Here is a 14,426-nt window from a genome sequence, read left to right on the forward strand (position 1 = left end):
CCCGTCCGCTTTCCCCGTTTCTCGCCCACCGGAAGTGAGCCGCCGCATGAGTATTCGACGTCAGGTCCGCCGCCTCACCTCCCGTGGTGCGGAGACACGTAATTGGTATGAGTCGCCCTGGCGCATCGTCGGTCGGGCGTTCGCCTCAGCGCTCGCGCTTGCCGCGATCATCGTGCTGCTCGCGATCGTGGTGGTGCCGCGGATTCTCGGTGGCGACTCATTTACCGTGCTCTCCGGCTCGATGGAGCCCACCTTTGCCCCCGGCGATGTCGTCGTGGTGAAGGGCGTCAGCGAAGCCGAGGTCTGCATGGACATTTCGGTCGGGACGATCGTGACCTTTCTCCCGAAGCCGAACGACCCGACGCTCATCACCCACCGCGTGGTGGGCAAGACCATCGGCACGTTCGACGACGGCACGAACTGCCGGTTGATCACCCAGGGCGACGCGAACTCTTCGGTTGACGAGCCGATTTCTCCCTCGCAGGTGCGCGGAGTGTTCATGTTCGGGATCCCGAAGCTCGGTTGGGTCCGCCAGTGGGTCAGTGAGAACACCATGCTGGTGGTGGGGATCGCAGCTGCGGCGCTCGTGATCGGCGGGCTGTGGTCCTCGTTCAGGCGTCCACGCACCACCGTGCTGAGTGTGCCGAGGCCAGGCGGTTCGGCCGGGTCGGGTGCGCCGAACGGCGGCGGCGCGGCAGCGCGCGGCGCGGCCCTCCCCGCGAGCGATCCGGCGCCTGGCAGAGACCATGCGCTGCGCGAGCGCGAACTTGAGCTCCGCGAGCGTGAGCTCGAACTGCGCGAGCGCGAACTCGCGTTCGCGATGCAGCGCGCGCCGCAGGCCGAGGCGGTTGCGCCGAGCTTCGATACCGAACTGCTCACCCCCGAACGTTTCTTTGGCGCCGTCAGCGAGGACGAGGCCACCGATCTCCCAGCGACCAATCGAATTGAGGCGTGATGATGTCCCCGTCACTCAACACGAGCGACCCGCGGCTGGTGGCACTCGCCGTTGACTCGCGCGATGGCCTGTCGACGCGCGGCCGGGCGATCGCCTGGGTGCTCGCGATCCTCCTGCTTGCGACCTCGGTGCTCGCCCTCGCGGCTGCGGATGCACTGCCGTTCACTGGCGCGCGAGCGCAGGACTCCGTGTCGGCGAACGCGAACCCGGCACTCCCCGAACGCCTCGGCGGAGCCGCTTCGAACCCGTCGGCGGTGCGCGCGGATCCCGCCGTGATCGAAGCGAGCTGGGACGGGCCAGCGGTCCATCTCGACTGGACCGGTGCTGAGTACGCTCGCGCCGAGACGACATTCATCGGTGACCGCGTTGCCGCCCCGGGCGACCGCGTGGTGCGCACGCTCAACGTGGTCAATGCCGGGCCGGGGAACGGCGTCGCTGCGGTCACGATCGACCTCGCCGAGGTGGTCCCCGAGGGCGCGCGGAACCCTGACCTCGCCGATGACGTCACACTGTTCTGGGACATCGCGGGGGTGTCCGGCGAGGAGCGCTTCTCCGCGCTCGTTCTCGCTGGCCGCGCGAACGTTGCCGAGATCGCAGTGCCGCAGGGCGAGCGTGTGCCGGTGACCGTCGGTTTCGAGATGGACGCTGCGGTCGAGACCTCGCAGGCGCTCGGTGCCGATTCGACGGTGCTGCGCTTCGACGTCGGCGTCGAACTGAGCGGTGAGACCGAGTCCCCGACGATCCCGGCACTCGCGGTGACCGGTGCCACGGGAATCCTCGCGCTGATCGGGATCGCGATTGCCCTGCTGCTGATCGGTTGGCTGCTGCTGGCGCTCCGTCGCCGCACGCAGCGCTGCGACGAGTGCGACCGCGAACTCGGGCGTCACGATGAGCGGGTGGAAATCCGCGAGTGGCGCGGCGCGAAGCGCACGCTGTGCGCCGAGTGCGCTCGCGTCGCGGTTCCCGCCGAGTAGCGTTCGTCGTCCCAACGGGCGCACGCGTCGTTCGCGTGCGCCCGTTCGCGTGCGCCCGCGCCCGCGCTGCCCCGCCGACCTCGCGCGGATCTTTCGATCGCGACCCGATTCTCGCGCGGATGCACGCGAGGTGGAAAGATGCGCGCGAGGTCGATGTTGTCTGAGCGCCGTCTCGGCGGGAGAATGCAGCCCCATGACACGAAGAAACCCCCGCCGCTGTCGCGACGGGGGTTTCAGACTTGCGCGCCCCGAGGGATTCGAACCCCCGACCTTCTGATCCGTAGTCAGATGCTCTATCCAGCTGAGCTAGGGGCGCACGTTGGTGACCCAACTCAGTAAACATTACACGAGGCGATCTGGATATGAAAATTCAGGCGCGCATCCCGGGCGTGTGCCGCACGATTCCGCGGATCTGCCGCGGCCGCGCTCGCCGAGCGCGCGGGGCCGGTGCGCCGCGCGGCACGGTACCCTTGACGGCGTGCATGAGAACTCCACGCCGTCCACTGCCGCCGCCGCACCGGCCGGCGACGCAGCGCAGCTCGCCCGCGCCGAATCCCTGATCCTCGAAGTTCCGGACTACCCGGCGGCCGGGATCCTGTTCCGCGACATCACACCGCTCCTCGCGGACGGCCCAGCGTTCCGAGCTACCGTTGCGGCGCTCATCGCGCCGTTCGCCGGCACCTTCGACGTGGTTGCCGGGCTCGAGGCGCGCGGTTTCCTCTTCGCGAGCGCCGCGGCATACGCGAGCGGGGCTGGCCTCATGCCGATCCGCAAGGCTGGCAAGCTGCCCCGGCCCGCCGCGACGATCGACTACTCGCTCGAGTACGGCGTCGCGGTCGTTGAGGCCCACGCCGACTTCCCGCGCGGCTCGCGCGTGCTGCTCATCGACGACGTCCTCGCCACCGGCGGCACGCTCGTCGCGGCGCGCTCCCTCATGCGCGAGCTCGGCTACGAGGTCGCAGGAACCTCGGTGCTGTTCGAGATCGATGACCTCGGCGGCCGCGACGCGCTGAACGATCCGGCGCTGCACACGGTATTCCACAGCTAACGGCGCACCAGACCCCGGCGCAGCGGTTCCGGGGCACACGCGGTTCGGGGGAATCGGGAGTATGAGCAAGGACGCGAGACCCGCGAGGCGTGGGCTGCCAGGCCCGGACTTCTTCGACCTGGCGGGGAGCGATCCCGAGCTGCTGAACTCCGGCAGGATCCCGGATCCCGCGCCGGCGCACACGCCGCTGTTCCGGTGGCTCGCCCGGATCCTCACGGCAGTGGAGGCCCGGCTGCGCGCCCGCGGCGACGCGTCGGTGCGCACTGCGCTGCGCGTGGGCTGGGCGCTGCTCGCCGCGGTTGGGCTGTTCCTGCTGTTCGGGCCGATTGTCAACAAACCACTCGACTTCGATGAGGTGATCGCCGCGGCCGAGGTCGACGAGGTCGACTGGGTGGCGCGCGACGTCGGCGTCGACTACGCGGTCTCGCGCGGGGCCGACGGCGAGTTCGTCGCCGAGATCGCCGAGCGCTACACCGCTGACTTCCGGAACGGGCCGGAGCCGAGCGTCGAGCGCGTCCTCGTCACCGAGTTCCAGGGCCACGACGCGGAGTTCGCTCTTGGCGAGGTGCGCGTCGACGGCGCGCCGGTCACCGCCGAGCTGGTGCGCGCGGCGACCACGACGACGATCCGGATCACGCAGCCCGACGGTGCCGACTTTGCCGGGACCCACGACATCGCCGTGTCGTACACGCTCCGCAACCTGGCCAGCTCGGCGGTCGACGACGCGACGGGCGAGCCGGTCGACGCCTGGAATTGGCCGGTGTTCGGGCAGCTGTGGCCGCAAGCGACGCGCGGGATCGAGGTGTCGCTCACGCTCCCGGAGGAGCTCGACGCCGCGCTGATCCGCCAGCCGCAGGCGTATGTCGGGTGGCTGATCGCGAGCGCGACCCAGTGGCTTGAGCCGGAGGACGGCGGCGACGCAGGATCCGGCGCCGCGACCGCCGGGGTGCGCTACAGCTTCACGAACGACCAGGGTCTGCCGCCCTACCCGGACATCCTGATCCGCGCGAGCTTCGAGCCCGGCACATTCGTGCAGCCACCGACGACGGCGCTCTTCTGGTGGCAGAGCTACGGCCCGCTGCTGCCGCTCGCAGTGCTGGCGATCCTCGCACTGTTCGCGGCGGCCGCGCGGCGCGTCGTCTGGGCCGACAGCGCGGGGGAGCCATGGTACCTCCCGCGCAGTGAGCCGCCCGCGCGGCTCGCGCCGGACCTCGCCGCCGCGCTGCTGGGCAGCACCAGGCATGCGGAACTCGTTGCCGAGCTCGTGGATCAGCCGACGCACCGCGCGCGGCGCGGGTCGTGGCTGGCCCGGCTCGCGCGCGCTGGGCGCCGCGCGGGGCGCTGGGGCAACGCGCCGGCCGCCAGTGCGGCGGCCCGCAGCTGGCGCGCCCCCGACGAGGTGGTTGAGCGCGGCCTGCGCTGGGTGCCGGACAGCTACGTCCGCGACTTCTTCGTCTTCGCGCCCATCGCGATCACGCTGCTGCAGTGGGGGCTGCTGCGGCAGCTCTCCGAGCAGGTGATCCTCGCGGTCGTGTGGTGGCCTGCGGCGTTCGTCGCGGCGTCGACCGTGCTGGCGCTCGCGACGCTCGTGCTCGTGCACCGCCCGCGCCCGCTCACCCGTGCTGGCGCGCTCGCCGTGCAGCAGCTCAAGGGCGTGCACGTGTTCGCGCGGGCCACGCGCCTCACGGAGCGCGGCCCGCTCGACGATCCGCTGCTGCCATACGCGCTGCTGTTCGAGCCGCCGCGCCGCGCGGGCCGCAGGGTCACGGCACTCGCGATTCGCGAGGCCGGCGACCCGGCGATCGCTGGCGGGTGGCGCGGCGAACGCTTCCTTGCGCTGCCGGCGCTGATCGCGTTCGGGGCGGCGCTCGCGGTGCTCGCCGGGGCGATCACCACGGTCGCGACGGTGCCGCCGCCGTACGAGCCCACCAGACACTTCAGCGAGGACGCGAGCAATCTGCCCGGCACGCTCGCGGTCGAGTTCTCCGGCTTCGATATCCGGGCCGAGCTGAGCCGTGATGCGGCGGGGGTCGCGCGCCTCACCGTGACCGAGCGACTCGACGCGGTCTTTGCGGCCGACTCCGCGCGTGTGCCCCAGGTCGCGCGCGAGTGGCGTACGAGCTACCTCGGGCAGGATCTGGGGTTCTCGCTCGAGTCGTTCCGCATCGACGGCGCTGTGGTGCCCGTGCGCGAACTACCGCAGCCGCGCAGCGCGGTCGCGGTGACGCAGCTCACCGAAGCGCTCTCCGGCACCCACGAGGTGGAGGTGCGCTACACGCTGGCGAGCGCGGCGGTCGACGCCGGGCCGACGGCTGCGGCCGAGCAGGTGCGCTGGGCCGCGTGGCTCGACACCTGGGAGGACGAGTACTACACGAACCCGAGCAGCCCGTTCGACGGGTCCGCGCCCGTGCGCCCGCTCCGCATCGAGCTGACCGTCGCCCCCGAGCTCGTCCCCGAGCTGCGCGGCGGCGGCTGGATCGACTCGGATCGCGAGCTGCCGCAGATCCCCGACGCCGACGGCAACACGGTGACGCCGTGGCGCGCGGAGATGTCGACGTACGACGACGCCGGGCAGCGCAGGGAACTGCGGATCGGCTCGGAGACGGTGCGGGAGGACGGCGCGCTCGTTGTCGCGTTCGACGCGGACGCGGTCGAGTCGCGCGAGACCGACGCGCTCGGCGAGGGCGGCGACTTCGCGGTCTCGCCGGAGGTGAACGCCACACTCGGCCAGTACGAGCTGCAGATCGGCGCGTACACGGACCTCGGCGCGCGACTCGACTTCGCGCCTGGCACGTTCACCGGGATCGAGGCCGGGGCGGCGCAGCGCGCGGCCGCCGAGCACGCCAGGCCGTACGCCGCGATGATGTGGCTCTCGGGCGGCCTCCTCGCGGCCTGCGTCGGCACCGCGGCGGCGGCCCTCCTGCGGCGCAGGCCCCCGAGCGTCGGGCTCCGCCTGGTCTCGTTCGGCGCGCTCCCCGCGCTCCTCGTCGCGCAGAGCGTGGTGTTCTGGTGGGTGATCGGCCCGATGCCCCGCGGCGACGCGCGTGGCGTTGCTGCGTTCGTCCTTTCGGGGGTGATGCTCGTCGGCTTCGGGGCCCAGCTGGTCGCCGTGGTGCGCCGCGTCGGCCGCGCGGGTGGAGAATAGAGCGCATGACCCAGACCGATGCAACCACCGCATTCTTCGCCGCCCGCGACCAGCTGCTCGCCTGCGCAGGCGATCCGGCCCGCGCACGCGCGGAGTTTCGCTGGCCAGACGTTGGCGCCGAGTTCAACTGGGCGCACGACGTCTTCGATGTGATCGCCGAGGGCAACGACACGGTGGCGCTCTGGATCGCCGAGGAGGACGGCAGCGAGCAGCAGCTCACCTTCGCCGAACTGAAGCGCCGCTCCGACCAGGTCGCCGGCTGGCTGCGGGCCACCGGGGCACGCAGGGGCGATGTCGCGATGCTGATGCTCGGCAACCGGGTCGAGCTGTGGGAGATCATGCTCGCGGCGATGAAGATCGGCGTGGTGATCCTCCCCACCTCCGTGGTGCTCGGCGCGGCCGAGCTCGAGGACCGCGTGGCGCGCGGCCGCGTGAACTGGGTGTTCGCCGCCCCCGAGGACGCCGTGAAGTTCGCGGAGGTGCCCGGCAACTACCGCGGCATCGGAGTCGGCCTCGCGAGCGGCACGAAGGATCAGCGCGCAGCGCTCTGGGAGTGGACGCACTACGAGGAGTCACGCGCCGCCGGGGCAGGCGCGATCCCCAAGACGACGCGCAGCACTGATCCCGCGCTGATCTATTTCACCTCGGGCACCACGAGCCTGCCGAAGATCGTGGTGCACTCGCACACGAGCTACCCGCTCGGCCACCTCACCACCATGTCGTGGCTCGGTGTGCGCCCGGGCGACACTCACCTCGTGATCAGCGCGCCGGGCTGGGGCAAGCACGCCTGGTCGAGCTTCTTCGGGCCGTGGCACGTCGGGGCGACCATCTTCGTTGCGAACTACGGCCGCTTCGACGCGGAGTTCCTCGTCTCGGAGCTCGACCGCGCGGGGGTCACCACCTTCTGCGCGCCGCCCACGGTGTGGCGCATGCTGATCCAGCACCGCTTGGAGCGCAAGCCGCACGCGCTGCGCGAACTGGTGTCCGCCGGTGAGCCGCTGAATCCCGAGGTGATCGCGCGCATTCAGGAGTGGTGGGGGCTCGAAATCCGCGACGGCTACGGCCAGACCGAGACGACCGCGCTCATCGCGAACATGCCAGGCGACCCGATCGTGCCGGGCGCCATGGGGCTGCCGCTGCCCGGCGTCGACGCCGTGCTCATCGACCCGGTGACCGGGGCGGAGGTCGAGCAGGGCGAGATCTGCCTGCGGATCGACGCGGCCGAGCCGGGCGATGCCGGCGTGCGCCGCGCCCCCATCAACCTCATGACCGAGTACCTCGGCAACCCGGAGGCGACCGCCCGCGCGACCGCCGACGGGCTGTTCCACACGGGTGACGTGGCACGCCGCGACGCCGACGGGGTGCTCACGTTCGTGGGGCGCACCGACGACGTCTTCAAGTCCAGCGACTTCAAGGTGTCGCCGTTCGAGGTCGAGAGCGCGCTCCTCGAGCACCCGGCCGTCGCCGAAGCCGCGGTGGTTGGCGCGCCGGATGAGACCCGCCTGAACGTCACGAAGGCGTACGTTGCGCTCGCCGCCGGCGTGCCGGACTCCGAGGACACGGCGCGCGAGATCCTCGCGCACGCGCGCGTCGCGCTCCCGCCATACATGCGGGTGCGCCGGGTGCAGTTCGCGGAGCTGCCGAAGACCACCTCGGGCAAGATCCGTCGGGTTGAGCTGCGTCAGCACGAGGAGGAGGCGTACGCCGCCGGTGAGCGGACCGCTGGCGAGTGGCGCGAGGAGGACTTCCCCGGTCTGAAGGGGTAGCGCCGCGGGCGCGGGCCATCGAAACGTGGCAAACCGACCCTTCGCTGGGGTGAAGGGTCGGTTTGCCACTTCTCACTGGGGGGGGCTGGGGCCCAGGGCCCCAGGGCCCCACGCCCCCCCCCAAGTGTCACGCAGCGTCACAATCCCTTGGCCAGGTGGAGCCAGACCCCGCGCCCTCGCTACCGTCAACTCATGACCCGTATCGAAACCACCACCGCAGGCAGCCTGCCCCGCACGCAGGCCCTCATCGAGGCGAACGCCGCACGCACGTTCGCCGACGACGGCTTCACGCTGCAGTCGACCCCCGAGTACGAGGCGCTCGTCGCCGAGGCGGTGCGCGACGTCGTTGAGCGGCAGCGCGCGGCGGGAATCACCCAGCCGGGCGACGGCGAGTTCGGCAAGGCAATGTCGAACGCGGTCGACTACGGCGCGTGGTGGACGTACTCGTTCCAGCGCACCGCAGGTCTCGAGCTGACCGGCAAGGACATCTTCAGCCAGGAGCCCGTGCGCTCGGCGCCCGGCGACGTGCGCCTCACCACGTTCCCCGACCGCCGCGACTGGACCGCGTTCGCGGACGCCTACCGCGACCCGGAGAGCGGGATCAGTGTCGGCAAGAACGCGACCGCGTTCCCCGCGACGACCGGCCCGATCAGCTACACGGGGCAGGTGGCCATCGCCGCGGACACCCGCAACCTGAACGCGGCGCTCGCCGCGGGCGAGACGGGCTTCCTGACGGCGATCGCGCCCGGCTCGGCCGCGCGCATCGAGAACGAGTTCTACGGCAGCGAGCAGGAGCACATCGACGCGTGGGTCGCCGCCCTGCGCGAGGAGTACCGCGCCGTGACCGACGCCGGGCTGATCCTGCAGCTCGACGATCCCTCGCTCGCCGAGAACTGGGACCAGATCAACCCGGAGCCGAGCATCGAGGACTACCTCGCGTTCACGCAGATCCGCATCGACGCGATCAACGCCGCGATCGAGGGCCTCCCGAAGGAGCAGATCCGCCTGCACCTCTGCTGGGGCTCCTGGCACGGCCCGCACACCACCGACATCGAACTGAAGCACATCCTGAAGACCGTGCTCGGCGCGAAGGTCGGCCAGATCTCCTTCGAGGCGGCGAACGCGCGCCACGAGCACGAGTGGGCGGTCTGGGAGGAGCAGCGCGAGCTGATCCCGGACGACCTGATCCTGGTCCCCGGCGTCATCGGCCACTCGACGAACCTCGTTGAGCACCCCGACCTCGTCGCGCAGCGCATCGAGCGCTTCGCGAAGATCGTCGGCCCGGAGCGCGTCATCGCCGCGACCGACTGCGGCCTCGGCGGCCGCGTGCACCCGCAGATCGCGTGGGCGAAGCTCGAGGCGCTCGGCGAGGGCGCGCGCCGAGTGCGCCTCTAGGGCGTTCCCCCGGCGGCGAGGAGCGCGTGGCACCGGGTCACGCGCTCCCGCCACCACGCGGTGCGCTCGGGCGTCGCCGCGAAGCGATCCAGCAGATCGGGATCGAGGAGCGGGCGGCCGACCGGGATCGAGCCCCCCTCCGGCACGAGCGGGGTGCGGGTCACGTCGCCCTGCAGCAGCGCGACCGTGCCGAGGCCGCACGCGCCGGCGAGCATCCCGTCCGGCAGCGCCGCGGCGAGCTGCGCCCCCATCGCGATGCCGACCGACGTGTCGAGCGCGCTCGACACCACCACCGGGAGCCCGGCCTCGCGCACGATGTCGAGCGCGCGTGACACCCCGCCGAGGGGCTGCGCCTTCACGATGAGCAGGTCGGCGGCGCCGGCGCGGGCCACGGCGAGCGGGTCACTCGCCTTCCGCACGCTCTCGTCGGCCGCGATCCGCACGGGGGCCCCCGCCGCGGCGAGGCGCTCGCGCACCGCGGCGAGCTCGGGCACGGAGGCGCACGGCTGCTCGGCGTAGTCGAGGTCGAACGGTGCGAGCGCGGTGAGCGCCGCGACCGCGGCGTCGACGGACCAGCCGGTGTTCGCGTCGACGCGCACGCGCGCGTCGGGGCCGAGCGCCTCCCGCACGGCGCGCACCCGCGCGACGTCGTCAGCGAGCGTCTGCCCGCGCTCGGCGACCTTCACCTTCGCGGTGCGGCAGCCGGGGAAGCGCGCGAGGATCCCTGGCACCTCATCCGGCCCGACCGCAGGCACCGTGGCGTTCACTTCGATGCGCTCCCGGCGCGGCGCGGGCTGCGCCAGCCAGCCGAAGTCGATCGCCGCGGCGAGCCAGGCGCTCGACTCCGCATCGTCGTACTCGGTGAACGGTGAGAACTCGCTCGGCCCCTCGGGGGCGGCGAAGATCGCAGCCTCACGCACGGTGATGCCGCGGAACCTCGTGCGGGTCGGGATCGACACCACGCGCAGCGCGCCGAGCAGCTCGGTGAGGGGCGGGAGCTCGACGTGCGTCATGCCACCGAGTGTACGGAGTTCCTCCGACATGCGATGAAGCTGGAGCCGAAGGATCCGGCGTCCCACCTGCGGATTTTTGCGCCGAGACCAGGGGAAAGGCCAGCCTCACCATGCTTGCGCACCGCCGATTCGAGGGTCAGACTCAGTGCATGGCACTCACGCAGAACCCCGGAAACCAGCGGCAACACGCAGACGAGCCACACCAGAAGATCGGCCAGCGCCTCAACTGGTTGCGCGCCGGCGTGCTCGGCGCGAACGACGGCATCGTCTCGACCGCCGGCGTGGTGATCGGCGTCGCCGGCGCGACGCCAGGCAACCTCGTCGCGATCGTGACGGCCGGCCTCGCCGCCCTCGTCGCCGGCGCGTTCTCGATGGCGGGCGGCGAGTACGTGTCGGTGAGCACGCAGCGCGACACGGAGCGCGCGCTGATCGCGAAGGAGACGCGCGAGCTCGCTGAGCAGCCGGAGGAGGAGCTGCAGGAGCTCGCCGGGTTCTACGAGCAGCGCGGGCTCTCCGCTGGGCTCGCGCAGCAGGTGGCCGAGGAGCTCACGGCGCACGACGCGCTCGCCGCGCACGCCGAGGTGGAGCTCGGGATCGACCCAGGCGAATACACGAGCCCCTGGGCTGCCGCGGTGTCGTCGTTCGTCGCGTTCACGGTCGGAGCCCTGATCCCGCTCCTCATGATCCTGCTGCCGGTCGGGGAGCATCGCGTCTGGGTGGCCGCGCTCGGCGTGGTGGTCGGGCTCGTGCTGACCGGCTGGATCAGCGCGGGGCTCGGCGAGTCGCCGAAGCGCCCAGCGATCCTGCGCAATGTGACGATGGGCATCGCGACGATGGCGGCCACCTACCTCATCGGGCTGCTGTTCGGGGTGGCGGTGTCCTGATCCGCCGCGGCGAATAGGCTGGGCACATGACGCAGCAGGTTTCAGAGCTTTTCGATCCGGCAGAGTGGGAGATCGCCCCGGGCGCCGCCGAGTACACGGACATCACCGCGCACCTCAGCGTGGACGGCAGGATCGCGCGCATCGCGTTCGACCGTCCCGAGGTGCGCAACGCGTTCCGCCCGCGCACCGTCGACGAGCTCTACGATGCGCTCGACCGGGTGCGCGTGAACCCGCGCGTCGGCGTCGTGCTGCTCACCGGTAACGGACCCTCCCCGCGCGACGGCGGCTGGGCGTTCTGCTCGGGCGGCGATCAGCGCATCCGCGGCCGCGACGGCTACAAGTACGCGGAGTCGGAGGAGGCGGTCGGGCCCGAGGAGCGCGCACGCGCCGGGCGGCTGCACATCCTTGAGGTGCAGCGCCTCATCCGCTTCATGCCGAAGGTGGTCATCGCGCTCGTGCCCGGCTGGGCGGCCGGCGGCGGGCACTCGCTGAACGTGATCTGCGACCTCACGATCGCGAGCCGTGAGCACGCGAAGTTCAAGCAGACCGACGCGGACGTCGGCTCGTTCGACGCCGGCTACGGCAGCGCGTACTTCGCGAAGCAGGTGGGGCAGAAGTTTGCGCGCGAGATCTTCTTCCTCGCCGAGGAGTACTCGGCGGAGCGTGCGCGCGAGATCGGCGCGGTCAACGAGGTCGTGCCGCACGCGGAGCTCGAACGCACCGGGATCGCATGGGCGCGCACGATCCTCGGGAAGTCGCCGACCGCGATCCGGATGCTGAAGTACGCGATGAACGCGGTCGACGATGGGATCGTCGGGCAGCAGCTCTTCGCTGGCGAGACCACCCGTCTCGCGTACGGCACCGACGAGGCCGTCGAGGGGCGCGACTCGTTCCTCGAGAAGCGCGAGCCCGACTGGAGCCCGTTCCCTTACCACTTCTAGGGCGCGGGATCGCGGCTGCGCGGGATCGCGGCCGTGCGGCTGGGCGGTCCCGCCGCCCAGCCGCGGAGCCGCGCCGGCTCCGCCTACGCTGCCCGTGCCGCCTGCTCGGCCTTCTTCGCGCGGCGCAGCTCGTGCAGCAGCGGCTCCGTGTAGCCGCTCGGCTGCGCGCCGCCCTCGACGATGAGCCGGCGCGCCGCCGTGAACGCGAGACCGGGGGTCGCTCCGTCGGCGCCGAGCAGGGGCTCGTACGCGGCGTCGGCGGCGTTCTGCCGGTCGACCACTGCGGCGCAGCGCACGAGCGCCGCGTCGACCTCCGCCTCGGTGATGACACCATGCAGCAGCCAGTTGGCGAGCAGCTGCGCGGAGATGCGGAGCGTCGCGCGATCCTCCATGAGCCCGATGTCGTTGATGTCGGGCACCTTCGAGCAGCCGACGCCCTGATCGATCCAGCGCACCACGTAGCCGAGGATCGACTGGGCGCTGTTCTCGAGCTCGGCGGCGACGGTTGCGGCGTCGAGGTCGGCCGCGCCGGCGAGCGGCACGGTCAGGAGCTCGGCGAACGCGCGCTCGGCGCCTGCTGGATCGGCCGCGGCCGCCGCGATGACCTCGGCGCGCGCGGCGAACGCGTCGACCTGGTGGTAGTGGATCGCGTGCAGCGTCGCCGCCGTCGGCGAGGGCACCCACGCGGTCGAGGCCCCGGCGCGCACGTGGCCGATCTTCTGCTCGAGCATGGCGGCCATGAGATCCGGCATCGCCCACATCCCCTTCCCGATCTGCGCGTGTCCGTCGAGGCCGCAGGCCACGCCCGTGGTCACATTGCGCGCCTCGTACGCCCCGAGCCACGGCGCGGTGCGGATCGCGGCCTTGGGGAGGAACGGGCCGGCGTGCATCGAGGTGTGGATCTCGTCGCCGGTGCGGTCGAGGAAGCCGGTGTTGATGAATGCGACCCGGTCGGCAGCCGCGGCGATCGCGGCGGCGAGGTTCGCCGAGGTGCGGCGCTCCTCGTCCATGATCCCGATCTTCATGGTGCCGAGCGGGAGGCCGAGCAGCTCCTCGACGCGGGCGAACAGTTCGGCGGTGAACGCCGCCTCATCGGGCCCGTGCATCTTCGGCTTCACGATGTACATGGACGGCGTGCGCGAGTTCGCGAGCGAGCCGCGCAGATCGTCGAGCGAGCCGAGCGCGGTCATGATCGCGTCGACGATCCCCTCGGGGGTCTCGGCGCCGTCGCGGTCGAGGATCGAGTCGCCGAGCATGAGGTGCCCGACGTTGCGCACGAACAGCACGGAGCGGCCGGGCAGCGTCACCTCGCCGCCGTTCGGGGCGGTGTAGCTGCGATCCTTCGCGAGTGATCGCGTGAAGCTCGCGCCGCTCTTCGTGACCTGCTCGGTGAGCGTCCCGGCCATGAGCCCGCGCCAGTTGCGGTAGCCGAGGGCTTTGTCCTCGGCGTCGACGGCGGCGACCGAGTCCTCGAGGTCCATGATGGTGGTCAGCGCTGCTTCGAGGACGATGTCCTGCACCCCGGCGGCGTCGCTCGCGCCGATCTGCCCGGCGCGGTCGATCACGATCTCGACGTGGAGGCCGTGGTGCACGAGCAGCACGGAGGCGGGGGCCGCGGCGTCGCCGGTGTACCCAACAAACCCTGCGGGATCCGCGAGCGCGGCCTCCCCGTCGGCGAGGCTGACCGCGAGCTGCCCGCCGACGACCGCGTAGGCGGTGGCGTCGCGGTGCGAGGGCGCGGAGCCGGCGGCGGCGCGGAGCGGGGCGACCGTGTCGAGCAGCTCGCGCCCGCGCGCGATCACGGCCGCGCCGCGCGCCGGGTTGTAGTCGCGGCCCGGCGCGAGCTCGCCGTCCTGCGCGATCGCGTCGGTGCCGTAGAGGGCGTCGTAGAGCGAGCCCCAGCGCGCGTTCACGGCGTTGAGCGCGAAGCGCGCGTTGAGGATGGGCACGACGAGCTGCGGCCCGGCGAGCGTTGCGATCTCGGGCGCGACGTCGGCGGTGGTCACGCGCACCTCGCCAGGGGCGGGAACGAGGTAGCCGATCTCCGTGAGGAATGCCCGGTAGGCCGCCGGGTCCGGCGTGCCGGGGGCCGCGCGGTGGTACTCGTCGATGCGCGCCTGGAGTGCATCGCGGGTGCGCAGCAGCTCGGCGTTGCGCGGCGCGAGCTCGTGCACGATGTCGCTCACGCCGGCCCAGAACGCGTCGGCGTCGATCCCGTGCCGCTCCAGACTCTCCTCGGCGAACGCGAGGATGGGGTCTGCGACGGACAGGTCGGCGCGGGACGCGTATGCGGTCATGCGAGCTC

The 14,426-nt window shown here is 71.9% G+C and carries 10 protein-coding genes and 1 tRNA gene; 8 read left to right on the top strand and 3 right to left on the bottom strand.

All coding sequences use genetic code 11. The features are described 5' to 3' along the window. Positions 1–46: 46 nt before the first annotated feature. Positions 47–955, top strand: a complete 909-nt coding sequence (locus tag EGM46_RS00390; RefSeq protein WP_164512762.1) for a signal peptidase I — start codon at positions 47–49, stop codon at positions 953–955. Positions 956–957: 2 nt separating this feature from the next. Further along, positions 958–1,929: a hypothetical protein gene (locus EGM46_RS00395; protein ID WP_125098196.1), complete on the top strand. Its 972-nt coding sequence runs from the start codon at positions 958–960 to the stop codon at positions 1,927–1,929. Between the two features lie 242 nt (positions 1,930–2,171). On the opposite strand, the gene EGM46_RS00400 is transcribed toward EGM46_RS00395, so the two are convergent. Further along, positions 2,172–2,245: transfer RNA gene (locus EGM46_RS00400), tRNA-Arg, on the bottom strand. Positions 2,246–2,407: 162 nt separating this feature from the next. On the opposite strand from EGM46_RS00400, the gene EGM46_RS00405 reads away from it, so the two are divergent. The 4 genes from EGM46_RS00405 to EGM46_RS00420 all read left to right on the top strand — a co-directional run bounded on the left by EGM46_RS00405 (position 2,408) and on the right by EGM46_RS00420 (position 9,283). Then, positions 2,408–2,977, top strand: coding sequence for an adenine phosphoribosyltransferase (locus EGM46_RS00405; RefSeq protein WP_125098197.1), 570 nt, complete (start codon positions 2,408–2,410; stop codon positions 2,975–2,977). Positions 2,978–3,038: 61 nt separating this feature from the next. Beyond that, positions 3,039–6,122 carry a hypothetical protein gene (locus EGM46_RS00410; protein ID WP_125098198.1) on the top strand — a complete coding sequence of 1,028 codons (3,084 nt, stop codon included), beginning with the start codon at positions 3,039–3,041 and terminating at the stop codon, positions 6,120–6,122. A gap of 5 nt (positions 6,123–6,127) precedes the next feature. Beyond that, the gene (locus EGM46_RS00415; protein ID WP_125098199.1) at positions 6,128–7,888 is read left to right on the top strand and encodes an AMP-binding protein; all 1,761 of its coding nucleotides are present in this window, start codon (positions 6,128–6,130) and stop codon (positions 7,886–7,888) included. 192 nt (positions 7,889–8,080) lie between these two features. Beyond that, the gene (locus EGM46_RS00420; RefSeq protein ID WP_125098200.1) at positions 8,081–9,283 is read left to right on the top strand and encodes a cobalamin-independent methionine synthase II family protein; all 1,203 of its coding nucleotides are present in this window, start codon (positions 8,081–8,083) and stop codon (positions 9,281–9,283) included. On the opposite strand, the gene EGM46_RS00425 is transcribed toward EGM46_RS00420, so the two are convergent. Next, positions 9,280–10,296 (bottom strand): o-succinylbenzoate synthase, encoded by a 1,017-nt coding sequence (locus EGM46_RS00425; protein ID WP_125098201.1) that lies wholly within the window; start codon positions 10,294–10,296, stop codon positions 9,280–9,282. The genes EGM46_RS00420 and EGM46_RS00425 overlap by 4 nt on opposite strands. A 149-nt stretch (positions 10,297–10,445) precedes the next feature. Here EGM46_RS00425 and EGM46_RS00430 point away from each other — a divergent pair, with 149 nt between their 5' ends. Together EGM46_RS00430 and EGM46_RS00435 are read left to right on the top strand one after the other, a co-directional pair. Then, entirely contained in the window at positions 10,446–11,180 is a 735-nt protein-coding gene (locus EGM46_RS00430; RefSeq protein ID WP_125098202.1) for a VIT1/CCC1 transporter family protein, read from the top strand. A 26-nt stretch (positions 11,181–11,206) separates the two neighbouring features. Then, positions 11,207–12,121, top strand: coding sequence for a 1,4-dihydroxy-2-naphthoyl-CoA synthase (locus EGM46_RS00435; protein ID WP_125098203.1), 915 nt, complete (start codon positions 11,207–11,209; stop codon positions 12,119–12,121). A gap of 83 nt (positions 12,122–12,204) precedes the next feature. Here the strand turns inward: EGM46_RS00435 and EGM46_RS00440 are convergent, their stop codons facing one another. Then, positions 12,205–14,418 carry a malate synthase G gene (locus tag EGM46_RS00440; RefSeq protein WP_125098204.1) on the bottom strand — a complete coding sequence of 738 codons (2,214 nt, stop codon included), beginning with the start codon at positions 14,416–14,418 and terminating at the stop codon, positions 12,205–12,207. Between the last annotated feature and the right edge of the window lie 8 nt (positions 14,419–14,426).

The sequence above is a fragment of the Leucobacter chromiireducens genome (assembly GCF_003917135.1).
In the GTDB taxonomy this organism is placed as follows: Bacteria; Actinomycetota; Actinomycetes; order Actinomycetales; family Microbacteriaceae; genus Leucobacter; species Leucobacter chromiireducens_A.